Raw genomic sequence first — 24,024 nt, 5'->3', positions numbered from 1 at the left:
AAGTGAATGATGACACCAATTCGGTTTCGGCAAAAGGGTCTGGAGTCGCGACCGGCGGCGTTTCTCAAATAGTCCCCGGATTTTACGCAAGTTGTAGAGCAGGCAGCGGCGAACCGCTACGCCTCGTAAAGCATCGAAACCCGGTTGCCGGGATGGCGTTCGATGCGGCCGGCGAGGTCGAGCTCCAGCAGGATCATGAACACCTGGGCGGCGTGCAGGCCGGTATGGCGGATGATGTCGTCGACGCCGGTCGGCGTCGGCCCGAGCGCCTCGACAACCCGGGCGCGGTCGGCGTCGCCGGGCGGCGGCGTGGCGGCGAAATCGGGCGGTTCGTCGAGCGCGTCGGCCGGCGGGACGGCGCGGCCGAGCAGCGGCGCGACATGGGCGAGAATGTCGTCGGCGTCGGTGACAAGCAGCGCGCCGTCCTTCAAAAGCCCGTTGGTGCCCGCCGCGCGCGGATCGAGCGGCGAACCGGGCACGGCGAAGACCAGCCGGCCCATCTCGCCGGCGAGCCTGGCCGAAATCAGCGAGCCGGAGCGCCGCGCCGCCTCGACCACGACCAGGCCGTGGGCGAGCCCGGCGATCAGCCGGTTGCGGCGGGGAAAGTCGCGCGCCCGCGGCTCCCAGCCGAACGGCATTTCCGTCATGACCGCGCCGCCATGGACGGGGATGGCCTCGTAGAGCCCGCGATTTTCGGGCGGGTAGGGCTTGTCGATGCCGCCGGCCAGAACCGCGATCGTGCCCGTCGACAGCGCGCCCTCATGCGCGGCCGCGTCGATGCCGCGCGCCATGCCGGAGGCGACCGCGTAGCCTTCGCGGCCGAGCGCGGCGGCAAACGCGCGGGCGAGCTTGACGCCGGCCAGCGAGGCATTGCGGGCGCCGACGATGGCGACCGTGGGCAGGGCGAACACAGCCGCCACGCCGAGCATCGTGATCAGCGGCGCGGGATGTTCCATCACCCGCAGCAGCGGCGGATAGTCGGGTTCGCCGACGGCGATCATGCGCGCGCCATAGGCGGCCGTCGCCTCCATCTCGGCCTCGGCCGCCGCGACCGTGCACACCGCCACCCGGCGCGCGCCGCCACTGCGCATCAGCTCCGGCAGCGCCTCGAGCGCGCGCTCGGCCGAGCCGAACCGGTTGATCAGGTCGCGGAACGTGGCCGGTCCGACATTGTCGGTGCGGATCAGGCGCAGCCAGGCGAGGCGCTGGCGGTCGCTCAGGCGACCGGCACCAGCGCCGCCGGCCATTACCCCTTGGCCCCGATGCGCGTTTCGGTGCCCTTGAACAGGCGGGCGATGTTGGCGCGGTGCTTGAAAAACACGATCACGCTCATCAGCGTGAACAGTTCGGCGGCCTGGACGTGGTTGGTGAGGTAGAGGGCGACCGGCACCACGATCGCCGCGACCAGCGCCGCCAGCGAGGAATAGCGGGTGAGGAAAGCGACCGACAGCCAGGCAAGCGCGAAGGCGAGCGCCCCCTGCCAGGCGAGCGCGATCAGCACGCCGAGATAGGTCGCGACGCCCTTGCCGCCCTTAAAACCGAGCCAGACGGGAAACAGATGGCCCAAAAAGGCCCCGAGCCCGGCCGCGACCGCCTGGTCGGGCCCGTAGAGCCCGGCGACGAGCACGGCGACGACGCCTTTCAGCGCGTCGGCCAGCAGGGTGAGCGCCGCCAACCCCTTGCGGCCGGTGCGCAGCACATTGGTGGCGCCGATATTGCCGGAGCCGATCTTGCGCACGTCGCCGAGGCCGGCGAGCCGGGTGATCACAAGGCCGAACGGGATCGAGCCGAGAAGATAGCCGAAGACGAGCGCGGCGACGAGATAGGGAAGGGCCAATTGCCAGCTGATCGGGTCGGGCATGACGGTTCCTGTGAGGGGCAGCGCCCGATGTCAGGCTGCAAACACTGTGCGGCCTGCCACCATGGTTTGCAAGACCCGGCCCTGCATGCGCGCGCCCTCGAACGCGGTGTTCTTGGACTTGGAGCTTATGTCATTTTCGCGCACGATCCACGGCGCGTCCAGATCGACGACGATCAGGTCGGCCGGCGCGCCGGGCGCGAGCCGCCCGCCGGGCAGGCCGAAGCGCCGCGCCGGGGCGCTCGACAGAAGCTCGGCCAGGCGCAGGAGCGGCACCTCGCCATTGTGGTGAAGCCGCAGCGCCGCCGCCAGCAGCGTTTCCAGGCCGATGGCGCCGTCGGCCGCGTCGGCGAACGGCAGCCTTTTGGTGTCGACGTCCTGGGGATCGTGCGAGGACACGATCATGTCGATCGTGCCGTCGCGCACCGCCTCGACCATGGCCAGCCGGTCCTCCTCCGCGCGCAGCGGCGGCGACAGGCGGAAGAAGGTGCGGTATTCGCCGATATCGAGCTCGTTGAGCGAAAGATGATTGACGGTCACGGCCGCCGTCACGTCGGCGCGGTCGTTCTTGGCCCGGGCGACGGCGTTGGCCGACAGGGCGGTGGAAATCGCGGCGGCGTGATAGGCGCCCCCGGTCAGCCGCGCCAGATAGAGGTCGCGCTCGAGCGGGATCACCTCGGCCTCGCGCGGGATGCCGGGCAGGCCGAGCCAGCTCGCGAACAGGCCCTCGTTCATCACCCCCGACGAGGCGAGGTCGACATCGTGGGTGTGATGCGCCAGCACGATGCCGAAATCGCGCGCATAGGTGAGCGCGCGGCGCATCACCAGCGCGTTGGCGATCGTGCGGCGTCCGTCGGTCAGCGCGACCGCGCCGGCCTGGCGCAGCAGGCCGAATTCGGTGATCTCGCGCCCGTCGAGGCGCCGCGTGACGGCGGCGGCCGGCCACACATTGACCATCGCCGTGTCGCGCGCCGTGCGCAGCACGAACTCCACCAGCGACACGTCGTCAATCACCGGGTCGGTGTCGGGCATCATCACGATCGAGGTGACGCCGCCGGCCGCCGCCGCCGCGCTTGCCGAGGCGATGGTTTCGCGGTGCTCGGCACCCGGCTCGGACACGAACACCCTGGCGTCGACCAGCCCGGGCATGACGACGTGGCCGCCGCAATCGACGGTTTTCGCCCCTTCGGGCAGGCCCTGGTTGCGGGCCTCGGCGCCGGCGGCGGAAATCACGGCGCCGTCGACGATCACCGTGCCCGGCTCGTCGAGGCCGCGCGACGGATCGACGACCCGTGCGTTGGTGAAGGCGGTGATCATGCCGCCTCGTCCCGGTTGCGGCGCGGGTCGAGCAGCGCCTCCATCACCGCCATGCGCACCGCGACCCCCATCTCCACCTGTTCCTCGATCACGCTTTGCGGGCCGTCGGCGATCTCGGAGGCGATCTCGACGCCGCGATTCATCGGGCCGGGATGCATGACCAAGGCGCCCTCGGCCGCGCATGCCAGTTTTTCGGCGTCGAGGCCGAAATAGCGGAAATATTCGCGCACCGACGGCACCAGCGCCCCGGCCATGCGCTCGCGCTGCAGCCGCAGCATCATGACCACGTCGGCGCCGGCGAGGCCTTCCGCCATCGAGCGATGCACCTCCACGCCCATCCGCGCGATGCCGGCCGGCAGCAGCGTCGACGGCGCGACGACGCGCACGCGCGCGCCGAGCGCGTTCAAGAGGATGATGTTGGAGCGGGCGACGCGCGAATGCAGCACATCGCCGCAGATCGCCACCGTCAGGCGGGCGATGCGCCCCTTGGCGCGGCGGATGGTGAGCGCGTCGAGCAGCGCCTGGGTGGGATGTTCGTGCGCGCCGTCGCCGGCATTGACCACCGAGCAGCCGACCTTTTGCGCCAAAAGCGCGGCCGCGCCGGCCGAGCCGTGGCGGATGATCAAGATGTCGGGCCGCATGGCGTTGAGCGTCATCGCCGTGTCGATCAGGGTTTCGCCCTTTTTGACCGAAGAGCTGGCCACCGCCATGTTCATGACGTCGGCGCCGAGCCGCTTGCCGGCGAGCTCGAACGAGGACTGGGTGCGGGTCGAGGCCTCGAAGAACAGGTTGATCTGGGTGCGCCCGCGCAGGCTCGAGGTCTTTTTTTCCGGCTGGCGCGAAATCGCCACGGCGCGGTCGGCCCGGTCGAGCAGCAGCTCGATATCCTGCGGCGACAGCCCCTTGATGCCCAACAGATGGCGGTGCGGGTAAAGCGGAAGGGCCGGGTGCTGGGTCATCTCAAGGCGCTGCTATAGGGCCGGGCGCGGCCTGCCGCAAGCCGCCGCCGCCGCGCCGACGGCTTCTCCCCAGGGAATCGACCGGGAAGGGGGCGGGGCGGGCTTGCGTTGGCGACGGAATAGTGTTCGCGTAAAAGACGATGCCTACGCTATAACAGCCTGACCGGTGTCGCGAATCCGCAAAGCGCCGTCCGATCCGGGGCGACGGTCGGGTTCAGGCGACCGGGTCAACGGCGCCATGCGCGCCGCGCCGCATATGAAGGGGATTCGTCGTTGACGCATGAGGTGACCAACCAGCCTCCGCCCTTGTCGGGCGCCAATGCCTGGCGCGGCGACCCGCTGCTGGTGCAGCTTTGCGAGGATTTCTCCGCCGAAGTGCGCAAGGATCTCGACGCCGTCGGCCGCTTCGCGCTGTCGGCCGAGGCGCAGGATCTGGCGCGGCTGGCCAATTCGGAAGCGCCGCGGCTGCGCACCCACGACCGCTACGGCCACCGGCTCGACCAGGTCGAGTACCACCCCGCCTTTCACGCGCTGATGCGCCGGTCGGTCGCCAACGGGCTGCATGCCTCGATCTGGGAGAACGGCCAGGCCGAGACCGGCCAGCGCCACCAGGTGCGCGGCGTGCGCTTTTTCATGACGGCGGGCCTGGAATGCGGCCATCTGTGCCCGATCACCATGACCAGCGCCTCGCTGGCCGCGCTGATGGCCTCGCCAAAACTGTTTCGCGAATGGGCGCCGCGCGTCACGACGCGCAAATACGACCAGTCGCACCGTCCGCCGGTGGAAAAGGCCGGCCTGACGCTCGGCATGGGCATGACGGAAAAACAGGGCGGCACCGACGTGCGCGCCAACACCACCAAGGCCGAACCGGTCGGCAAGGGGTTTTACCGCATCACCGGCCACAAATGGTTCATGTCGGCGCCGATGTGCGACGCGTTCATGGTTCTGGCGCAGGCGCCGGAAGGCCTGTCCTGCTTCCTGGTGCCGCGGCTGCTTGGCGGCGGCGAGGGCAACGGCTTCCGCTTCCAGCGCCTGAAGGACAAGCTCGGCAACCGCTCCAACGCCTCCTCGGAGGTCGAGTTCGTCAATGCGATCGGCGAGCTGGTCGGCGAGCCGGGCGGCGGCGTGCGCACGATCATGGACATGGTCACCATGACCCGGCTCGATTGCGCCCTGGCCTCGGCCGGCATCATGCGCGCGGCGGTGAGCGAGGCCGTGCACCATACGCGGCACCGCGCCGTGTTCGGCGAAAAGCTGGTCGAGCGGCCGCTGATGATTCGCGTTTTGGCCGATCTCGCCCTCGACGTCGCCGCCGCGACGGCGCTGTCGTTCCGCCTGGCCCGCGCCTTCGACGAGGCGGCCGAGGATCGCGGCGCGGCCGCCTTTGCCCGCGCCATGACGCCGGTGGTCAAATACTGGGTGTGCAAGATCTGCCCGAGCATCGTCTACGAAGCGATGGAGTGTCTGGGCGGCAACGGTTATGTGGAAGAGGCGCCGTTGGCGCGCCATTACCGCGAGGCGCCGATCAACGCCATCTGGGAAGGGTCCGGCAACGTCATGGCGCTCGACCTTCTGCGGGTGATCCAGCAGGCGCCGAGCCTGCTGGAAGCGGTTCTCGACGGCATCGCCGCCGATCTGGGGCCGAGTGGGCCGGGCACGACCGAGGTGCTGCGGGCGGCGATCGGCGTGGCGCGCTCGGACGAGGGGGCGGGCCGGATCCTGGCCGAGCAGCTCGCGCTCGCCGCCGCGGCCGCCGAACTGCGCCGGCTGGGCGCCGGCCACATCGCCGACGCCTTCGTGGAAACGCGGCTCGCCGGCCAGTGGCGCAGCACCTACGGCATGCTCGATGCCCGCCACGACGCGCGCATGATCGTCGATACGCTTTATCCCGAGCCGATATAGTCGGCCGCCGCCAGAACGGCCGGGATCGACAGGAACGACACCGCCGTCTGCATCGTGGTGACGGTGGCGTAGAGTTCTGCGTCGCCACCGAGCTGGCGCGCCAGCAGGAACCCGTTCATCGCCGTCGGCACCGCCGCGCACAGCGCCAGATAACGCAGCTCCGGCCCGGTGACGCCGCACAGTATCGCCAGGCCGAGCAGCAGCGCGGGATAGACGGCGAGTTTCAAGACGACCGGCACCCAGACCGCCACGCGCAGGCGCAGCAGGTCGGCCGGACGCAGGCCGGCGCCGATCGTCAGCAACCCCATGCCCAGCGCGGCGCGGCCGACCAGATCGAAGGTCTGGTTGAGCGGGCCGTAGAGCTCGAACGGCAAGACACGCAGCAAGAGCGCCGCCGCCGAGGCCAGAATCAACGGGTTGCGCGCCATCGAGCGCACGACATAACCCCACGGCGCGCCGCGCTCGGCGAAACGCGTCACCACCACCACCGACTGGACATTGATGGGAATGATGATCGCCGCCATCACCAGCGCGACCACGGCAACGCCGGCGGCGGGAAAGATGCGCTCGGCGATCGCCAGCGCCATGAAGCCGTTCCAGCGCACCGAGGTCTGGAAGATGGAGGAAAATTCCGGCGCCGTCGCCAGGCCGCGGGCGCGTAGCGCCGGCCACAGCGCCAGCGTCAGCGCGCCCATCGCCACGATCGACAGGATCAGCGCGGCGATCATGGCGTCGAGCTGCAGGCCGGCAAAGTCGGCGTTCAAGATGGTGACGAACAGGAGCGCGGGATAGAGGAACCAGAAGCCGAGCTTCTCCAGCCCCGGCCAGGCCGCCTCGTCGACCAGCGGCAGCCGGCGCAACACATTGCCGGCGACCAGAAGCAGAAAGATCGGCAGGGTGCTTTCGAAGGTGGCGAGCATGGGGGCAGGGGCTTTCGGTGGGTATCCCCGGCTTTTAGAGAGGTTGATCGCGAAATGGAAACGCCCGCCGGCGGGCGGGCCCGTCCCGATCGATACGCGCGCCACCGTCGCCGTTAACCTTAACAATTGGTTTGCGTTGCGGCCGCGCGGCCGGCCCGGCACTGTGCCGGGACGGAACGGATGACGATGAAGAAGATTCTCTGCCTTTTTGTTCTGGCCTTCTGGTCGGCCTTTTTCGGCGCCCTGGCCTTTATCGCGCTCACCGATGACGGCGGCGCGGCCGCGCTCGTCCATCGTGCGCTCGATATCGACCCGAGGGTGGCCGGGCCGACGCCGATCGATTCGCCGTTTTACGCCAGCGTGCTCGCTTTCGGCCTGATCCTTGCCGCGGTGCTGTTCGTCTGGGCCCTCCTGTCGGCGCTGTTTGAAAGGGCCGAGGGCACGCGCGATGCCGACGAGCTGGCGCGGCTGGCCTTCGGCGCGGGAACCGGCATGATGATGGTGCTGATGGCGGCAGGTGCCGCGATCGGCGGGCAGGGCGCGTTCGTTGCCGCCTCGATCCACGTCGCCGCGCTGACAGTCTCCTATATCGCCATGCGCGCGGAGGCGCGCCGTGCCGCCGAAGCCGCCATGCCCAGCCCGCAGACCCATCCCGACGGCCTGTCGCAGCAGCCGGCCGTGCGCCTGATGGCGCTGGGCGCGGCCCACAATTCCATGCTTTCGAAACTCTCAGGACGCTCCGAGGCGGGCGGGGAACGGCAGAGCTGATGCGCTACATCCTGGGATTCTGGGCCGTGCCGATGGGACTGTTCTGGTCCTGGTTCCTGCTCGCCTATAATGACTGGAATTTCGGCATGCTGTTTTTCAGCCGCGTGCTCTACGACCATGTCTTTTCGATCTATGGCGAGATCACCGGGATCGCGCCGGACCAGTTGCCGGTGCTGATCGCCCGCGCCTGCATCGTCGACACGTTCTTGATCTTCGGCATCCTGGCCTTCCGCCGCAGGAAAAAGATCGCCGCCTGGATCGCGGCCCGGCGCGCCGCTCAGCCGCAGGAAGCGGCCGCGCCCAGGGCCTGAAGCCTGTCGAGCACGCCCTGCAGGATGAAGGCGGCCGCGGCCGAATCGATGCGCCCGCCGCGTTTCTTGCGCGACACGTCCATTTCGATCAGCGCGCGCTCGGCCGCCACCGTCGACAGTCTCTCGTCCCAGAACACGAACGGCAGCACGCTCACCCGCTGCATGTTGCGCACGAAGGCCCGGCTTGCCTGCGCGCGCGGTCCCTCGCTGCCGTCCATGTTGATGGGCAGGCCCATGATCACCGCGCCGACATCGTCGGCGGCGAAGGCGCGCGCCAGCGCCTCGGCGTCGCGGGTGAACTTTCCCCGCGCCAGCACCTGACGCGGATGGGCAAAGGACAGGCTCTTGTCGGACACGGCGAGCCCGATCGTCTTTTCGCCGAGATCGAGCGCGGCGAGCGTGCGCCCCGGCGAAAGGGCGGCGGGCAGGTCGTCGATCGAAATTATCGGCATCGGGCCGAGCCTCCTTTTCTCCGCGCGCCATCATGGTCTAAACCCTAAGCGGCGCGACAATCATAGTCATAGTGGAGAGGTTCGATGAAAATCACCTGGTACGGTCATTCGGCGTTTCGCGTCGAGGCGGGCGGGGCAACAATCCTGATCGACCCGTTCCTGACCGGCAACCCGTCCTGCAACGCAACCGTGGACGATGTCAGCGAAGGGGTCAGCCACGTGCTGTTGACCCATGGCCACAACGACCATGTCGGCGACGCACTCGCCATCCTGGAAAAGACCGGCGCGATGCTGGTCGCGAATTTCGAGATCTGCATGTATCTGGTCGGCCAGGGCGTCGACGACGGCAAGATCAACCCCGGCAATCACGGCGGCACCGTGGATTGCGGCGGTTTCACCACCACCTTCGTCAACGCGCTGCATTCCTCGTCCTTCGGCGGCGAGGGCGGCACCAACACCTATCTGGGCAACCCGGCCGGCCTGGTGCTGCATTTCCCGGACGACAAGACGCTCTATCACATGGGCGACACCGACATCTTTTCCGACATGGCGCTGATCAACGAGCTGCACGCGCCGCAGGTCGGCCTGGTGCCGATCGGCGACCGTTTCACCATGGGCGGGGCGGTGGCCGCGCTCGCCTGCCAGCGCTTTTTCAAGTTCGAGACCGTGATCCCGTGCCATTACGGCTCCTTCCCGGTCATCGACCAGACGCCGGACAAGTTCGTCGCCGGCATGGACGGGTCCGGGGTCAAGGTCGTCGTGCCGCAGAGCGGCGAAGCGGTGCAGCTTTAACGGCCGTTCCGGCGCCGGCGCACGCGGTTGCACCGGCCGGCGCCGACGGCTATAGCGCGGCTGGTGCCGTGCGCCGCGAGGCGGGCGGCTCAGGTCCGTTGAGGAGAACAGAATGTCCGTCGATCCCGACACCGTCAAACGCGTGGCGCGCCTTGCCCGCATCGCCGTGACCGGCGAGGAGGCCGAACGCATGACCGGCGAGCTCAACACGATCCTGGGTTTCGTCGAGCAGTTGAACGAGGTGGACGTGAGCGGCGTCGAGCCGATGACCTCGGTGATTCCGATGACGATGAAAAAGCGCCGCGACGTCGTCACCGACGGCGACCGCGCCGAGGACGTGGTCGCCAACGCGCCGGCCTCGGAGGAAAATTTCTTCCTGGTTCCGAAGGTCGTCGAGTAGCGCCGATGGAGGTGTCGATCGCCGTCGAAACCCCGCTCCAGGACGATGTGCGCGCGCTGGTCGCCGAACTCAACGCCTCCATGATGCCGCTGACGCCGCGCGAGTTCCAGTTCCAGCTCACCGTCGAAGAGATGGCGGCCTCCGACGTCACGCTGTTCGTGGCCCGGGACGCCGAGGGCCGGGCGGTCGGCATGGGCGCGCTCAAGGATCACGGCCAGGGGCTGGGCGAGGTGAAGCGCATGTATACGCTGCCGCACCTGCGCGGCCAACGGCTCGGCGCCCGGCTGCTGGAGGCGATCGAGGCGCTGGCGCGCAAAAAGCGGATCGGGCGGCTCGTGCTGGAGACCGGCGACGCGGCGGGCTTCGAGCCGGCCTGGCGGCTTTACGAGCGCGGCGGGTTCGCGCCCTGCGGCGCGGTGCTCGACTATCCCGATTCCGGCTATTCGAAATTCTATCAGAAAAGCATTGGCCAATGACCGTGAGCGAACTGACCCGACTGACCATTGCCGAGGCGCGCGCCAGGCTGCGCGGACGCGACGTCTCCGCCGCCGAGCTGACCGAGGCCTATCTCGAAGCGATCGACGCCGCCAACCCGGCGCTCAACGCCTATGTGGTCGTCACGCACGACAAGGCGCGCGCCATGGCGGCCGCCTCCGACGCGCGGCTGGCCGCCGGCGAGGGCGGCGCGCTGGAGGGAATCCCGCTCGGCATCAAGGACCTGTTCGCCACCGAGGGCGTGCACACCCAGGCCTGCAGCCATGTTCTCGATTCCTTCAAGCCGCGCTACGAATCCACCGTGACGGCCAATCTGTGGGCCGACGGCGCGGTCATGCTCGGCAAGCTCAACATGGACGAGTTCGCCATGGGCTCGTCGAACGAGACCTCCTATTACGGCCCGGTCAAGAACCCGTGGCGGGCCAAGGGCTCCAATCTCGACCTGGTGCCGGGCGGTTCGTCGGGCGGCTCGGCATCGGCGGTGGCCGCGTTGTTGTGCGCCGGCGCGACCGCGACGGACACCGGCGGCTCGATCCGTCAGCCGGCCGCCTTTACCGGCACGGTCGGCATCAAGCCGACCTATGGCCGCTGCTCGCGCTGGGGCACGGTCGCCTTCGCCTCCTCGCTCGACCAGGCCGGTCCGATCGCCCGCGACGTGCGCGACGCGGCGATCCTGCTCGGCTCGATGGCCTCCGTCGACGACAAGGACACGACCTCGGTCGACCGGCCGGTGCCCGACTACGAGGCCGCGATCGGCAAGTCGGTGAAGGGCATGCGGATCGGCGTGCCGAAGGAATACCGCCTCGACGGCATGCCCGAGGAGATCGAGGCCCTGTGGCAAAAGGGCATAGACTGGATGCGCGATGCCGGCGCCGAGATCGTCGACATCTCGCTGCCGCACACCAAATACGCGCTGCCGGCCTATTATATCGTTGCCCCGGCCGAGGCCTCGTCGAACCTGGCGCGCTACGACGGCGTGCGCTACGGGCTGCGCGAGGCCGGCACCGACATCACCGCCATGTACGAAAAGACGCGCGCGGCCGGCTTCGGCCGCGAGGTCAAGCGGCGCGTGATGATCGGCACCTATGTGCTGTCGGCCGGCTATTACGACGCCTATTACGTGCGCGCGCAAAAGGTGCGCACGCTGATCAAGCGCGATTTCGAAATCGTGTTCGCCGACGGCGTCGACGCCATCCTGACGCCGGCGACGCCGTCGGCCGCCTTCGGCATCGCCGACCAGGACATGGCCGCCGATCCGGTGAAAATGTATCTGAACGACATTTTCACGGTGACGGTCAACATGGCCGGCCTGCCGGGCATCGCCGTGCCCGCCGGTCTCGACGCAAGCGGCCTGCCGCTCGGCCTGCAACTGATCGGGCGGCCGTTCGAGGAGGAAACGCTGTTTCAGGCCGGCCACGTCATCGAGCAGGCGGCGGGCCGGTTTTCGCCCGAGCGCTGGTGGTAGGGCCGGTAGGGCCGGCCTGAACCGGTCCGGTCGCCGCGATCGCGGCCTCTTCAATCCGGCACGGAAAGGTTTTAGCGTGCCGGCGAGGGAGGATCGCCGATGCCGAAAAACACCGCGCCGCAACCGGGCGAGGGGCGCTTTGCGCCCGTGGACGAGATCTGCCGGCTGGGCGTGGCCGATCTGGTCAAAAAAATCCGCGGGCGGTCCGTGTCGGTCGCCGAGGTCGCGGCCGCCTATCTCGATCGCATCGAGACCGTCAACGGCCACGTCAACGCGCTGGTCTCGCTGCGCCCGGCCGGCGACGTCCTGCGCGAGGCGGACCGCGCCGATGCGCGGCTGGCCGCCGGCGAGAGCGTCGGCGCCCTGTTCGGCGTGCCGCTCGCGGTCAAGGATCTCGCCCAGACCAAGGGGCTGCGCACCACCTTCGGCTCGCCGCTTTTTTCCGCCCACGTGCCGGATGTCGACGACTATTTCGTCGAGCGACTGCGCGCGGCCGGCGCGATCCTGATCGGCAAGACCAACGTGCCGGAATTCGGTTTTGGCTCCAACACCTACAATCAAGTCTTCGGCGCGACGGCGAATGCCTACGATCCCGCGCTGACGGCCGGCGGGTCGAGCGGCGGCGCGGCGGTGGCGCTGGCGCTGCACATGCTGCCGGTCGCCGACGGCAGCGACATGGGCGGCTCGCTGCGCAACCCGGCCGCCTACAACAATGTCTACGGCTTTCGCCCCTCGCAGGGCCGGGTGCCCGGCGGCCCGGCGCCGGACGCCTTCGTGGCCCAGATGGGCGTCGACGGGCCGATGGGCCGCAGCGTGCGAGACATGGCGCTGCTGTTGTCGGTGCAGGCCGGCCACGACCCGCGCGCGCCGCTGTCGCTCGGCGGCGACGGCGATTTCGCGACCGGGCTCGCGCCGCGGGTCGAGGGTGCGCGGATCGCCTGGCTGGGCGATCTGGGCGGGCATCTGGCGCTCGAGTCCGGGATTGCCGAACTGTGCACGGCCGCGCTGCGGCTTTTGCAGAACGAAGGCGCGCAGGTCGATGAATTCACGCCGAAATTCGATTTCGAGGCGCTGTGGCAGGCCTTCGTCACGCTACGCCATTTCACCAGCGGCAGCGCGCTCAAGATCCACTATGACGACCCCGAAAAACGCGCCCTGATGAAGCCGGAGGCGATTTTCGAGGTCGAGGGCGGGCTCGACCTGCGCGCCGAGCGGATTTTTGCCGCCTCGCAGCGGCGCACGGAGTGGTACCGCCATGTGGTCGGCCTGTTCGAGCGCTTCGATTTTTTGGCCGCGCCGACGGCGCAGGTGTTTCCGTTTTCCCTGGAGCGCCACTGGCCCGACGCGATCGCCGGCCGGGCGATGGACAGCTATCATCGCTGGATGGAGGTCTGCGCGCTCGCCACCATGGCCGGCTGTCCGGCCGTCAACGTGCCGGTCGGCTTCGACGCGCGGGGACGGCCGATGGGCATGCAGCTGATCGGGCGCCCGCGCGGCGACCAGGCCGTGCTCGACCTCGCCGCCGGCTACGAGCGCCTCACGCCCTGGGGCGTGCGCTGAGGCGCTTCGGCAACGGGCGCGGCTCAGGCGCCGATCGGCACTTTCAGCTCCTGGCCGACGACGATCAGGTCGGGGTCGCCGATCAGTTGCGGATTGGCGCGCGCGATCCGTTGATAGAGGCCGGCGTCGCCATAAGCGTCGCGGGCGATCTTCGACAAGGTGTCGCCGGCTTCGACGACATGCAGCCGGTAGCCGACATAGTTGGCCACGATGCGCGGGCCGTAGATCACCGGCACGATCACCTTGTTGATCTCGGCGCCGTCGCGCGCGCTCGTCTCGAACAGTTCGACGAACAGCCGGTCGAGCTGGAAGGCGGCGTCGCCGATCGCGGCCGCGACCTGGAACTGGCCGTGTTCGCCGGTGCCGCCGCCGACGGTGACGAAACCCGTGCGTTCGTCGTGGCCGTCATGGACGCGCCAGTCGAGCGTCGCCTCGAAGCCGCTGCCCGTGCCCGCGATCAGCACCGGATCGCCGACGAGGTCGAAGGGCTGCGGTTGCTGGACGCGATTCTTCACGATCAGGGACATGGCGATACCTCCATGCCCCGACCTTAAAACCCGGCGTGCGTCCGTCTGCGACAAACTTCACGCATGGCGGCGGCGAAGCCGCTCACAGCGGGATGTTGTCGTGTTTCTTCCAGGGATTTTCGAGGTCCTTGTTGCGCAGCATCCTGAGCGCGCGGGCGACGCGCTTGCGGGTCGAATGCGGCATGATCACCTCGTCGACATAACCGCGCTCGGCGGCCACGAAGGGCGACAGGAACCGGTCCTCGTACATTTTGGTGTGGGCGGCGATCTTGTCGGGGTCGCCGAGATCCTTGCGGAAAATGATCTCCACCGCGCCCTTGGCGCCCATCACCGCGATCTGCGCCGTCGGCCAGGCATAGTTGATGTCGCCGCGCAGATGCTTCGAGGCCATCACGTCGTAGGCGCCGCCGAAGGCCTTGCGGGTGATGATGGTGATCTTGGGCACGGTCGCCTCGGCATAGGCAAACAGGAGCTTGGCGCCGTGCTTGATCAGCCCGCCATATTCCTGGCTGGTGCCGGGCAGGAAGCCGGGCACGTCGACGAAGGTGACGATCGGAATCGAGAAACAGTCGCAAAACCGCACGAAACGGGCCGCCTTGCGGCTGGCGTCGCTGTCGAGCACGCCGGCCAGCACCAGCGGCTGGTTGGCGACGAAGCCGACCGTGCGGCCCTCGACGCGGCCGAAGCCGGTGACGATGTTTTTGGCGAAGGCTTCCTGGATTTCGAAGAAATCGCCCTCGTCGCAAGTTTTCAGGATCAGTTCCTTGATGTCGTAGGGCTTGTTGGCGTTGTCGGGCACCAGCCGGTCGAGCGAATGGTCCGGCTCGTCGATCGGCTGATGGACCTCGATCTCCGGCACGGGCGCGGTGTTGGAGGCCGGCAGAAGGTCGATCAGGCGGCGCATCTGCAACAGCGCCTCGACATCGTTGTCGTAGGCGCCGTCGGCGATCGAGGATTTGACCGTGTGGACCGAGGCACCGCCGAGTTCCTCGGCCGTCACCGTCTCGTTGGTGACGGTCTTGACCACGTCGGGACCGGTGACGAACATATAGGCGGTGTCGCGTACCATGAAGATGAAGTCGGTCATCGCCGGCGAATAGACGTCGCCGCCCGCGCACGGGCCCATGATCACCGAAATCTGGGGGATGACGCCGGAGGCCAGCACGTTGCGCTGAAAGATCTCGGCATAACCGCCGAGCGCGGCCACCCCTTCCTGGATGCGCGCGCCGCCGGCGTCGTAGATGCCGACGATCGGCGCCCGGTTGCGCAGCGCCATGTCCTGGACCTTCTGCACCTTCTCGGCATGCGCCTCCGACAGCGAGCCGCCGAACACGGTAAAATCCTTGGCGAAGATGAACACCGTGCGGCCGTTGACGGTGCCCCAGCCGGTGACCACGCCGTCGCCGGCGATTTTGGTCTTTTCCATGCCGAAATCGGTCGAGCGGTGTTCGACGAACATGTCGAACTCCTCGAACGAGCCCTCGTCGAGGAAAATGTCGATGCGTTCGCGCGCCGTCAGCTTGCCGCGCTTGTGCTGGGCGTCGATGCGCTCCCGGCCGCCGCCCTGGCGGGCGATGCCGCGACGACGCTCGAGCTCTACCAGGACTTCCTTCACCGACGATCCTCCCCTCACGAATGGTCCTGGCCTTCGTCTAGCATGCGCACCGCCATTGGCAAGCGCACAGCCGGTGGGCGACCAACGAAAACCCGGCCGGGCGGGCCGGGTTGGGAACGGGATGCGGGGCGTTTGCTACCAGGTGCCGGTGTTGGGCATCGACGCCCACGGCTCCTTCACCGGCAGGGGCGCGCCCTCCTGCAGCAATTCGATCGAAATTGCGTCGGGCGACTTGACGAACGCCATGTGGCCGTCGCGCGGCGGGCGGTTGATCGTCACGCCCTTGTCCATCAAATGCTGGCAGGTCTGGTAGATATCGTCGACCCGAAAGGCGAGATGGCCGAAATTGCGCCCGCCCTGATAGGTCTCGGGATCCCAATTATAGGTCAGCTCCAGCAGCGGCGCGCTGGTTTCGGCCGCCTGTGCCTTGTCCTTCGGCGCGGCCAGGAAGATCAGGGTGAAGCGGCCCTTGTCGTTGTCGATCCTGCGCACTTCCTCCAGTCCGAGCTTGTCGCAATAAAAATCCAGCGATCGATCGATGTCGGAAATCCGGACCATCGTGTGCAGATAACGCATGGCGTGCTCTCCTGTGGCGGTTGAAGGCGATGCCGCTGATATGGGCCGGACCGGCCGGCTTGGCAACACGCCGCGCGCCAGGGCGAGCGGCGGCGCCTTGTCGCCGCGGCGGTCGAACGTTCGACCGACAAACGTTCGACCGGGGCGCGCCGTCAAGGACGAAATCTTGGCGAAGCTTGCGCGGAGCTTGTAAGAACTGGCGATAACTTCAAAAAAATGATGCCAAGCTGCTGACAGCGGCCGGCAGGGTGGTATCCTTTCATCAAGAATCAGTCGGGTCTGTGATGGAAGGTGCGTTCGGATGGGGGACAAGTCCTCTTCTCGGGAGAGGGATGCGGTCAGGTCCGCGGCGCTCGGCGCAGCGGATAGCGGACAGGCCACCGACCTTGTCGAAATTGCCGGATCGATTAAATGGTTCGATGTCGCCAAAGGCTATGGCTTCATCCTTCCCGACGAAACCCGTTACGGCGACGTTCTCATCCATGTGACATGCCTGCGCCGGGACGGCTACAGCACCGCCATGGAGGGCGCGCGCGTGGCCTGCCTGATCAGGCGCGGCGAGCGCGGTTTCCAGTGCTTCAAGGTCCTGTCGATGGACGTGAGCACCGCCACGCATCCCCAGGACCAGGAGAGCGCGCGCACGCGCACGACGGTGACGCCGGAAAGCGGCATCGAGCGCGCCATCGTCAAATGGTTCAACCGCACCAAGGGCTTCGGATTCCTGACCCGCGGCGAGGGGACGGAGGACATTTTCGTCCACATGGAGACGCTGCGCCAATACGGCATTGCCGAGTTGCGGCCGGGCCAGGTGGTGCTGGTGCGCTACGGGCAATCCGACAAAGGCCTTATGGCTGCCGAAATCTACCCGGATGTTGGGACGCTTCCGCTCACCAACTGATCGGGTCCGAACCAAATGACACTGTTTTTCCGGCTGGCGCTCGCGGTGGCGTTGCTCGCCTTTTCGGCGCTGGCGGCGCCGATCTACCGCCCCGCCACGGCCCAGACCGGCGGCCGGGCCCAGCAGCTCGCCGTCCACCCGTCGCCGCTGCTCGTCGAGGCGGCCGGCGGCGAGCGGGCGTTTTCGGTCGAGATCGCGGCCCGTCCCGACGAGCGCAGCCGGGGGCTGATGTATCGCAAGACGATGCCGGCCGACCGCGGCATGCTGTTCGTGTTCGAACAGACCCGCCCGGTCGGGTTCTGGATGCAGAACACCAGCCTGCCGCTCGACCTCTTGTTCATCTCCGAGCGCGGCCGTATCCGGGCGATCCTGCCGGGCCGGCCGTTTTCCACCGATCTGATCTCGGCGGACGAGCCGGTCCGATTTGTGCTTGAACTCAATGCCGGCATTGCGCAAAAGACGGGGATCAAGGTCGGCGATCGTGTGCGGCACCCGGTGATCGAGTCGGTTACGCGCGGGCGTTGACCGCACGCACGGAAGCCGGATCGCGCATGCAGCATTTTTCCCATGACGGTTTCGATCTGGCCTTTCTGGACGAGGGGGCGGGCGACCCGGTCCTGCTCATTCACGGCTTCGCCTCCAATATGCGCGTCAACTGGGTCTCGCCCGGCTGGGTCAAGACGCTGACGGACGCCGGCTACCGGGCGATCGCGCTCGACAATCGCGGCCATGGCGCCTCCTCAAAGAGCCATCGCCCCGCCGACTACCATCCCGACAGGATGGCCGCCGACGCAGCCGCGCTGCTCGACCATCTCGGTCTCGAGCGCGCGCATGTGATGGGCTATTCGATGGGCGCGCGCGTCGCCGCCTTCATGGCGCTGGCCTTTCCCGACAAGGTGGCCACGCTGGTGCTCGGCGGGCTGGGCAGCGGCATGGTGGAGGGCGTGGGCGCTTGGGATACGATCGCCGCCGCGCTGACCGCCCCCGATCCGGCGACGATCACCGATGCACGCGCCAAAATGTTCCGCAGCTTCGCCGACCAGACCAAGAGCGACCGCCAGGCGCTGGCGGCGTGTATCGAGACCTCGCGCCAATTGCTGGCGCGCGAGGATGCCGCGCGCATCGCCCAGCCGACCCTGGTCGCGGTCGGCACCACGGACGACATTGCCGGCTCGCCCGAGGCGCTGGCCGGTCTGATGGCGAACGCCAGCGCCTTTGCGATCGAGGGCCGCGATCACATGCTGTCCGTCGGCGACCGTACGTTCAAGAAACGGGTTTTGGCGTTTTTCGAGGAGAATGCGCTGTGAGCGAACCGCATCGGCTGGAATTTTCCGGCGTCGAGAACAACCGGCTCGTCGCCGATTTCTGGGACGGGCGCGGGCACCCGGTGCTGTTTTTCCACGGCGGCGGCCAGACCCGCCGGGCCTGGGACCTGACCGCGCGCCGCGTCGCCCAGGCAGGCATGCGCGCCATCACCGTCGACCTGCGCGGCCATGGCGAAAGCGCCTGGGTGAACAGCGGCAAATACCGTTTCTCCGATTTCGCCGACGACGTCGCCGCCGTCATCCGCCAGACGGCGGAGCGTTTTCACGCCGCGCCCTCGGCGGTCGGCGCCTCGCTGGGCGGCCTGTCGGCGCTTGCCGCCGAGGTCCGCAGCGGGCCGCTGCTGGAGGCGCTGGTGCTGGTCGACATCACCCCGCGCATGGACCCCGACGGCGTGGCCAAGATCCAGGGTTTCATGGCCGAGCGCATGGACGAGGGGTTCGCCACGCTGGAGGACGCCGCCGACGCCATCGCCTCCTATCTGCCGCACCGCAAGCGGCCGCGCTCGCTCGAGGGGCTGCGCAAGAATCTGCGCCTGGGCGAGGACGGCCGCTATCGCTGGCACTGGGACCCGGCCTTCATGCGCGGCGACAACACCATCAACGACAATGCGCGCGAATTCGCCGAAGGCCTGATCGGCGCGCTGCCGCAACTGCACCTGCCGGTGCTTCTGGTGCGCGGCATGAATTCGGAACTGGTGCAGGAGGATTTCGCGCGCGAATTCGTCGAGCAGGCGCCGAACGCGTCCTATGTCGACGTGTCGGGAGCCGGCCACATGGTGGCGGGCGACAAGAACGATCTGTTCTGCAGCGCGGTGCTGGAGTTCCTGACCGACCGCGAGGCGGCCTGAGGGGTTTCCTCAGCGTCGGTCTTCCAGCCTCTCTTTCAGGAATGCGAGATAGCGCCGGCGGCTGTCGGCGGCCGCCGCCGGATTGCCGCCGACAGTCTTCGCGCCGCCCACGCCGGGAACTTTTTGCCGCGGCAGGCCGGGCAGGTCGAAAGAATGATGCGCGCCGCGATAGGCAACGATGCGCGCCGGACGGGAGCCCGAAACCGGGCGCAGGCGCGTGCAGCGTTCGGCCGGCGTCCAGTCGTCGGCGAGGCCGGCCAGGATGAGCACCGGCGCGGCGAAACGGCTTTTGCCGTTCCCGCCATAACCGTCGGCGCACCAGGGATAATAGGCCACGATCGCCGCGAAGCGGCCGCCGGCGCCGGCCGCGATCTCGAGCGCGACCGAACCGCCAAAACTCTGGCCGAGAAAGGCCAGCCGCCGGGCATCGATGCGCCGAAGCCGTCCGAGCCGCGCCGCCGCGTCGGCGATGTCGGCTGGAACCGCTTGCGTCAACCGCGCCAGCAGGGCCGGGCGGGCGCAGATCGTGTCGAGCCCGCGCGGCGACAACACATCGACGATCGCCGCCGCGAGGCCGGCCGCATTGAGCGCGCGGGCATGGGCGCGCAGACCGCGCGCGACGGCCGGCGGGCGGTTGCCGCTGCAGCCCGGCATGACGATCACGGCCGGAACCGTGCCGTCGCCGGCTGGATAATGCACCGTCATCGCCCAGCCGTCGCCAGCGATCCGTTCCGACGCGGCCGCAGCCGGCGGCATTGCGGCGCCCAGCCCCAGAACAACGACCAGGATGAAAAACGATGTCAGGCGTTCGGGTCTGCTCATGCGGTTTTAAACCACGGTTTGCCTCCTGGCGCACGCCGTCCCGGTAGAGCCGGGTCGCGGACGCTTTTCGGCTTGGACCAAGCACCGATGCTTTCGCGACGTCGGTCCGGGTTCTAAACTCACGCCAACACTCGCAAGAAGGATGACATGATGCCCGCTCCCGATTTTCCCGTCTTCGACCTGTCGCGGTTCGAAAACGCCGCGCCGGACGAGCGCCGGCGGCTCGGCGCCGAGGTCGACGCGATCTGCCGTAACACCGGCTTTCTGGCCGTCAGCGGCCACAGCGTTCCGCAGGCGATTATCGACAAGGCCTGGAACGCGGCCCGCGATTTCTTCGACCGCCCGGCCGAGGAAAAGAACCGGGCGCGCGCGCCCTATGCCGGTTATCCCTACGGCTATCTCGGGCCGCAATCCGAGGCGCTCGCCAAGTCGCGCAATGTCGACACGCCGCCCGACCTGAAGGAGAGTTTCAACGGCGGTCCGGCCGCGGTGCCCGGCGGGCTGACCGACAAGGACGCACTCGCCTTCTGCTATGCCGAGACGATCTGGCCGGTGGCGCCGGACGGGTTTCGCGACGCCTGGCAGGCCTATTACGCGGCGATGGAGGATCTGGCCGCGCGCATCATGCGCGTCTTCGCCGTGGCGCTCGACCTGCCGGAAAGTTTTTTCGCCGCCGCGATCGACCGGCCGATCAGCGCCCTGCGCGCGCTCAACTATCCGGACCAGGAGACGCCGCCGGAGCCGGGACAATTGCGCGCGGGCGCCCATACCGATTACGGCAGCCTGACCATCCTGCTGCCGCAGGCCGGTTCGGGCGGGCTGGAGATCTTTACGCCGGAAGGCGAGTGGCGCGCCGTGCCGCCGGTGCCGGGCGCCTTCGTCATCAATATCGGCGACCTGATGGCGCTGTGGACCAACGATCGCTGGGTCTCGACCCTGCACCGGGTGGTCAACCCCGAGCCGGACGGGTCGGGCTCGTCGCGCCGCCAGTCCTTCGCCTTTTTCCACCAGCCGAACTGGGACTACGAGATCGCCTGCATCCCGTCCTGCCTGGAACCCGGTACGACGCCGAAATACGAGCCGGTTCTGTCGGGGCCCTATCTGATGGGCAAGTTCAAGTCGACGGTGAAGGCGGCCTGACGGAGGCTGTCCGGGGCCGGCCAGTCCCGCAGCCGCAGGCGGGGACCGTTTCGGACCCGGCGGTGGCGCGCCGCGCATTGCCTTTTGACCGGCTTGCGTTAAGACAAGCGCGATTTTCCGCCGCAGCGAGGGATACCCGACCATGACCGCCATCATCGACATTATCGGCCGCGAAATTCTCGACAGCCGGGGCAATCCGACCGTCGAGGTCGACGTGGTGCTGGAGGACGGCTCGATGGGCCGCGCCGCCGTGCCCTCGGGCGCCTCGACCGGCGCGCACGAGGCGGTCGAGCTGCGCGACGGCGGCCCGCGTTATCTCGGCAAGGGCGTCGAGCGCGCCGTGGACGCGGTCAATGGCGAGATTTTCGACGCGCTGTCGGGAATGGAGGCCGAACAGCAGCTCCATCTCGACCAGATCATGATCGAGCTCGACGGCACGCCCAACAAAAGCCGGCTGGGCGCCAACGCCATTCTGGGCGTGTCGCTGGCGCTGGCCAAGGCGGCGGCCGAGGCGTCCGGCCTGCCGCTCTACCGCTATGTCGGCGGCGCCGGCGCGCATGTTTTGCCGGTGCCGATGATGAACATCGTCAATGGCGGCGCGCATGCCGACAATCCGATCGACTTTCAGGAATTCATGATCATGCCGCTCGGCGCCGACAGTTTCCGCGAGGGGCTGCGCTGGGGCGCGGAGATCTTCCACACGCTGAAAAACGCCCTCAAGGACGCCGGCCACAACACCAATGTCGGCGACGAGGGCGGGTTCGCCCCCAACATCAAGAACGCCCAGGCCGCGCTCGATTTCGTCATGGCCTCGATCGAGAAGGCCGGTTACCGGCCCGGCGAGGACGTGGCGATCGCGCTCGACTGCGCGGCGACCGAGTTCTTCAAGGGCGGCGACTATGTCTATGCCGGCGAGAAAAAGACCCGCACGCCCAAGGCGCAGGCCAAATATCTGGCCAAACTGGTGGCCGACTATCCGATCATCTCGATCGAGGACGGCATGGCCGAGGACGACTGGGAGGGCTGGAAGCATCTGACCGATCTCGCCGGCAAGAATTGCCAGCTCGTCGGCGACGATCTGTTCGTCACCAATTCGGCGCGGCTGCGCGACGGCATCAAGATGGGGGTCGCCAACTCGATCCTGGTCAAGGTCAACCAGATCGGCACGCTGTCGGAAACGCTTGACGCGGTCGAGACCGCGCACAAGGCGCGCTACAGCGCGGTGATGTCGCATCGCTCCGGCGAGACCGAGGATTCCACCATCGCCGACCTGGCCGTGGCCACCAATTGCGGACAGATCAAGACCGGCTCTCTGGCCCGCTCCGACCGGCTGGCCAAATACAATCAGCTGCTGCGCATCGAGGAAGAGCTGGGCCGCCAGGCGCGCTACGCCGGCACGTCGATCCTGCGCGGCTGACCCGTGTTTTTGCGCGGCGCGGGCCGCGCCGCGTAACCGGGTGTTAAGCACGCCGGGGGCATGGTGCGGGGGAAAGGATTCCCCCGCCCATGTGGACGCGTCAGCACAAGAAGCGCAACAGCGGCAAGTTGATCGTGCCGGCGCTGACCGCGCTGTTTTTGAGCTATTTCGGCTATCATGCCTTCAACGGCGAATTCGGCATCTATGCCAAATATCGCCTGGAGGCGCGCACCGCCGAGATGCAGAAGACGCTCGCCGAAACCACCGCGCGCCGGCTGGCGCTGGAGGAGCGCGTGGCGCTGATGCGCGACGGCACGCTGGAGCGCGACATGCTCGACGAGCAGGCGCGCCGCGCGCTCAACATGTCGGCCGCCGACGAGATCACCATCATGCGGCCGTTCGGCGGCCTCAATTAACTTGAATTCAGTTAATTGATAAGAGTGTCAAGAATTAGAACGGTTTAGCTGCATGTCAGCCATGCGCTTTTCCGCATGGCTGTTTTCGTTCGCGCGTGATAGCCTCCCTTCAAGAATGTGGGAGGTAGGATCATGCCGCCTCCCGTGTGTCCGCCAAAGAGACGCCATCAGGGAGTGATGCATGACCGCAGCGCCGAAACGGACCAAGCGCGGCCCCTCGAAATCCAAATCCGAAAGCGGCCTGGCCCCGGCCATAAGCGTGCCCAAGCCCGCCAATTTCTCCAAGCAGGACGAACTCGATGCCTATCGCGGCATGCTGTTGATCCGCCGCTTCGAGGAAAAGGCGGGCCAGCTTTACGGCATGGGCTTCATCGGCGGCTTCTGCCACCTCTATATCGGTCAGGAGGCCGTGGTCACCGGGCTGAAGATGGCGATGGAGGACGGCGATCAGATGATCACCGCCTATCGCGACCACGGCCACATGCTGGCCATGGACATGTCGCCGCGCGGGGTGATGGCCGAGCTCACCGGGCGCCGCGGGGGCTACTCCAAGGGCAAGGGCGGCTCCATGCACATGTTCTCCAAGGAAAAGAACTTCTACGGCGGCCACGGCATCGTCGGCGCGCAGGTCTCGCTCGGCACCGGGCTTGCCTTCGCCAACCGCTACCGCGACCTGAAAGCGGTGTCGCTGACCTTCTTCGGCGACGGCGCGGCCAATCAGGGCCAGGTCTACGAAAGCTTCAACATGGCCTCGCTTTGGAAGCTGCCGGTGATCTACGTCATCGAGAACAACCGCTACGCCATGGGCACCTCGGTGGCGCGCTCCTCGGCCGAGACCGATTTTTCCCATCGCGGCATTTCCTTCAAAATCCCCGGCATCCAGGTCGACGGCATGGACGTGCGCGCCGTCAAGTCGGCCGGCGAGATGGCGCTGGCGCATTGTCGCGACGGCAAGGGGCCGATCATCCTGGAGATGATGACCTATCGCTATCGCGGCCATTCCATGTCCGACCCGGCAAAATACCGCTCCAAGGACGAAGTGCAGAAAATGCGCTCCGAGCACGATCCGATCGAGCAGGTCAAGGCGCGTCTCGTCGACAAGAAATGGGCCGACGAGGACGAGCTGAAGGCGATCGACAAGGAGGTGCGCGAGATCGTCGCCGACGCGGCCGAATTCGCCCAGACCGATCCGGAGCCGGACGTGTCCGAGCTCTATACCGACATCGTGATCTGAGGGAGGG

The 24,024-nt window shown here is 67.7% G+C and carries 26 protein-coding genes; 16 read left to right on the top strand and 10 right to left on the bottom strand.

Translation table 11 applies throughout. The features are described 5' to 3' along the window. Window positions 1-116: 116 nt before the first annotated feature. Genes dprA through C7T96_RS02330 form a run of 4 tightly spaced genes read right to left on the bottom strand, consistent with a single transcriptional unit; the run spans window position 117 to window position 4,134 of the window. A complete protein-coding gene (gene dprA, locus C7T96_RS02345; RefSeq protein WP_106569545.1) occupies window positions 117-1,247 on the bottom strand; it encodes a DNA-processing protein DprA in 1,131 nt (376 codons plus the stop codon). After that, window positions 1,247-1,861, bottom strand: a complete 615-nt coding sequence (gene plsY, locus C7T96_RS02340) for a glycerol-3-phosphate 1-O-acyltransferase PlsY (RefSeq protein ID WP_106569544.1) — start codon at window positions 1,859-1,861, stop codon at window positions 1,247-1,249. The genes dprA and plsY overlap by 1 nt, the downstream gene beginning before the upstream one ends. Window positions 1,862-1,891: 30 nt before the next feature. Continuing rightward, window positions 1,892-3,175: a dihydroorotase gene (locus tag C7T96_RS02335; protein ID WP_106569543.1), complete on the bottom strand. Its 1,284-nt coding sequence runs from the start codon at window positions 3,173-3,175 to the stop codon at window positions 1,892-1,894. Further along, the gene (locus tag C7T96_RS02330; protein ID WP_106569542.1) at window positions 3,172-4,134 is read right to left on the bottom strand and encodes an aspartate carbamoyltransferase catalytic subunit; all 963 of its coding nucleotides are present in this window, start codon (window positions 4,132-4,134) and stop codon (window positions 3,172-3,174) included. Before C7T96_RS02330 ends, C7T96_RS02335 begins: the two co-directional genes overlap by 4 nt. Window positions 4,135-4,407: 273 nt before the next feature. Between C7T96_RS02330 and C7T96_RS02325 the strand changes: the two genes are divergently transcribed. Further along, window positions 4,408-6,036, top strand: coding sequence for an acyl-CoA dehydrogenase family protein (locus tag C7T96_RS02325; protein ID WP_106569541.1), 1,629 nt, complete (start codon window positions 4,408-4,410; stop codon window positions 6,034-6,036). On the opposite strand, the gene C7T96_RS02320 is transcribed toward C7T96_RS02325, so the two are convergent. After that, window positions 6,018-6,956, bottom strand: a complete 939-nt coding sequence (locus tag C7T96_RS02320; RefSeq protein WP_106569540.1) for an AEC family transporter — start codon at window positions 6,954-6,956, stop codon at window positions 6,018-6,020. The two genes, C7T96_RS02325 and C7T96_RS02320, sit on opposite strands and share 19 nt — an antisense overlap. Before the next feature lie 186 nt (window positions 6,957-7,142). Here C7T96_RS02320 and C7T96_RS02315 point away from each other — a divergent pair, with 186 nt between their 5' ends. Both C7T96_RS02315 and C7T96_RS02310 read left to right on the top strand, forming a co-directional pair. Beyond that, entirely contained in the window at window positions 7,143-7,724 is a 582-nt protein-coding gene (locus tag C7T96_RS02315; protein ID WP_127598399.1) for a hypothetical protein, read from the top strand. Continuing rightward, window positions 7,724-8,035, top strand: a complete 312-nt coding sequence (locus tag C7T96_RS02310; protein WP_106569538.1) for a DUF6105 family protein — start codon at window positions 7,724-7,726, stop codon at window positions 8,033-8,035. The genes C7T96_RS02315 and C7T96_RS02310 overlap by 1 nt, the downstream gene beginning before the upstream one ends. Here the strand turns inward: C7T96_RS02310 and ruvX are convergent. After that, window positions 8,002-8,487 carry a Holliday junction resolvase RuvX gene (gene ruvX, locus C7T96_RS02305; RefSeq protein ID WP_106569537.1) on the bottom strand — a complete coding sequence of 162 codons (486 nt, stop codon included), beginning with the start codon at window positions 8,485-8,487 and terminating at the stop codon, window positions 8,002-8,004. The genes C7T96_RS02310 and ruvX overlap by 34 nt on opposite strands. Before the next feature lie 84 nt (window positions 8,488-8,571). On the opposite strand from ruvX, the gene C7T96_RS02300 reads away from it, so the two are divergent. From C7T96_RS02300 to C7T96_RS02280, 5 genes are all read left to right on the top strand, one after another. Then, window positions 8,572-9,279: a metal-dependent hydrolase gene (locus C7T96_RS02300; RefSeq protein ID WP_106569536.1), complete on the top strand. Its 708-nt coding sequence runs from the start codon at window positions 8,572-8,574 to the stop codon at window positions 9,277-9,279. Window positions 9,280-9,391: 112 nt separating this feature from the next. Beyond that, window positions 9,392-9,679 carry an Asp-tRNA(Asn)/Glu-tRNA(Gln) amidotransferase subunit GatC gene (gene gatC / locus C7T96_RS02295; RefSeq protein WP_106569535.1) on the top strand — a complete coding sequence of 96 codons (288 nt, stop codon included), beginning with the start codon at window positions 9,392-9,394 and terminating at the stop codon, window positions 9,677-9,679. Between the two features lie 5 nt (window positions 9,680-9,684). Further along, a complete protein-coding gene (locus tag C7T96_RS02290) occupies window positions 9,685-10,155 on the top strand; it encodes a GNAT family N-acetyltransferase (protein ID WP_106569534.1) in 471 nt (156 codons plus the stop codon). Further along, a complete protein-coding gene (gene gatA, locus C7T96_RS02285; RefSeq protein ID WP_199190390.1) occupies window positions 10,152-11,639 on the top strand; it encodes an Asp-tRNA(Asn)/Glu-tRNA(Gln) amidotransferase subunit GatA in 1,488 nt (495 codons plus the stop codon). Before C7T96_RS02290 ends, gatA begins: the two co-directional genes overlap by 4 nt. Before the next feature lie 99 nt (window positions 11,640-11,738). Continuing rightward, window positions 11,739-13,199: an amidase gene (locus C7T96_RS02280; RefSeq protein ID WP_106569533.1), complete on the top strand. Its 1,461-nt coding sequence runs from the start codon at window positions 11,739-11,741 to the stop codon at window positions 13,197-13,199. 23 nt (window positions 13,200-13,222) lie between these two features. Here C7T96_RS02280 and C7T96_RS02275 read toward each other — a convergent pair whose 3' ends face one another. The 3 genes from C7T96_RS02275 to gloA form a co-directional block, all read right to left on the bottom strand. Further along, complete coding sequence (locus tag C7T96_RS02275) at window positions 13,223-13,726, bottom strand: Gmad2 immunoglobulin-like domain-containing protein (RefSeq protein ID WP_238719816.1); 504 nt, start codon at window positions 13,724-13,726, stop codon at window positions 13,223-13,225. A gap of 82 nt (window positions 13,727-13,808) precedes the next feature. Continuing rightward, window positions 13,809-15,341, bottom strand: coding sequence for an acyl-CoA carboxylase subunit beta (locus C7T96_RS02270; RefSeq protein WP_106569532.1), 1,533 nt, complete (start codon window positions 15,339-15,341; stop codon window positions 13,809-13,811). A gap of 135 nt (window positions 15,342-15,476) precedes the next feature. Next, window positions 15,477-15,917: a lactoylglutathione lyase gene (gene gloA / locus C7T96_RS02265; RefSeq protein WP_106569531.1), complete on the bottom strand. Its 441-nt coding sequence runs from the start codon at window positions 15,915-15,917 to the stop codon at window positions 15,477-15,479. Window positions 15,918-16,218: 301 nt separating this feature from the next. Here gloA and C7T96_RS02260 point away from each other — a divergent pair, with 301 nt between their 5' ends. From C7T96_RS02260 to C7T96_RS02245, 4 genes are read left to right on the top strand one after another with little or no spacing between them, the layout of a single operon-like run. After that, window positions 16,219-16,815: a cold-shock protein gene (locus C7T96_RS02260; RefSeq protein WP_106569530.1), complete on the top strand. Its 597-nt coding sequence runs from the start codon at window positions 16,219-16,221 to the stop codon at window positions 16,813-16,815. A 15-nt stretch (window positions 16,816-16,830) separates the two neighbouring features. Continuing rightward, entirely contained in the window at window positions 16,831-17,340 is a 510-nt protein-coding gene (locus tag C7T96_RS02255; RefSeq protein WP_106569529.1) for a DUF192 domain-containing protein, read from the top strand. Between the two features lie 26 nt (window positions 17,341-17,366). Further along, window positions 17,367-18,122, top strand: coding sequence for an alpha/beta fold hydrolase (locus tag C7T96_RS02250; protein WP_106569528.1), 756 nt, complete (start codon window positions 17,367-17,369; stop codon window positions 18,120-18,122). Beyond that, window positions 18,119-18,988 (top strand): alpha/beta hydrolase, encoded by an 870-nt coding sequence (locus C7T96_RS02245; RefSeq protein WP_106569527.1) that lies wholly within the window; start codon window positions 18,119-18,121, stop codon window positions 18,986-18,988. Before C7T96_RS02250 ends, C7T96_RS02245 begins: the two co-directional genes overlap by 4 nt. A gap of 9 nt (window positions 18,989-18,997) precedes the next feature. Here C7T96_RS02245 and C7T96_RS02240 read toward each other — a convergent pair whose 3' ends face one another. After that, entirely contained in the window at window positions 18,998-19,810 is an 813-nt protein-coding gene (locus C7T96_RS02240) for a dienelactone hydrolase family protein (protein WP_106569526.1), read from the bottom strand. A 147-nt stretch (window positions 19,811-19,957) separates the two neighbouring features. Here C7T96_RS02240 and C7T96_RS02235 point away from each other — a divergent pair, with 147 nt between their 5' ends. From C7T96_RS02235 to pdhA, 4 genes are all read left to right on the top strand, one after another. Then, window positions 19,958-20,950 carry a 2OG-Fe(II) oxygenase family protein gene (locus C7T96_RS02235; RefSeq protein ID WP_245414040.1) on the top strand — a complete coding sequence of 331 codons (993 nt, stop codon included), beginning with the start codon at window positions 19,958-19,960 and terminating at the stop codon, window positions 20,948-20,950. A gap of 142 nt (window positions 20,951-21,092) precedes the next feature. Continuing rightward, window positions 21,093-22,367, top strand: coding sequence for a phosphopyruvate hydratase (gene eno, locus C7T96_RS02230; protein ID WP_106569525.1), 1,275 nt, complete (start codon window positions 21,093-21,095; stop codon window positions 22,365-22,367). Window positions 22,368-22,456: 89 nt separating this feature from the next. Then, complete coding sequence (locus C7T96_RS02225) at window positions 22,457-22,783, top strand: septum formation initiator family protein (RefSeq protein ID WP_106569524.1); 327 nt, start codon at window positions 22,457-22,459, stop codon at window positions 22,781-22,783. Window positions 22,784-22,964: 181 nt separating this feature from the next. Next, on the top strand, window positions 22,965-24,017 hold the full coding sequence (gene pdhA, locus C7T96_RS02220) for a pyruvate dehydrogenase (acetyl-transferring) E1 component subunit alpha (RefSeq protein WP_106569523.1): 1,053 nt from the start codon (window positions 22,965-22,967) through the stop codon (window positions 24,015-24,017). The last annotated feature ends 7 nt before the right edge of the window (window positions 24,018-24,024 follow it).

The sequence above is a fragment of the Nitratireductor sp. StC3 genome, assembly GCF_003015025.1.
GTDB lineage: Bacteria > Pseudomonadota > Alphaproteobacteria > Rhizobiales > Rhizobiaceae > Mangrovimarina > Mangrovimarina alexandrii.
Note: the sequence above shows the minus strand (reverse complement) of the source record. Positions and strands in the feature narration are given on the sequence as shown.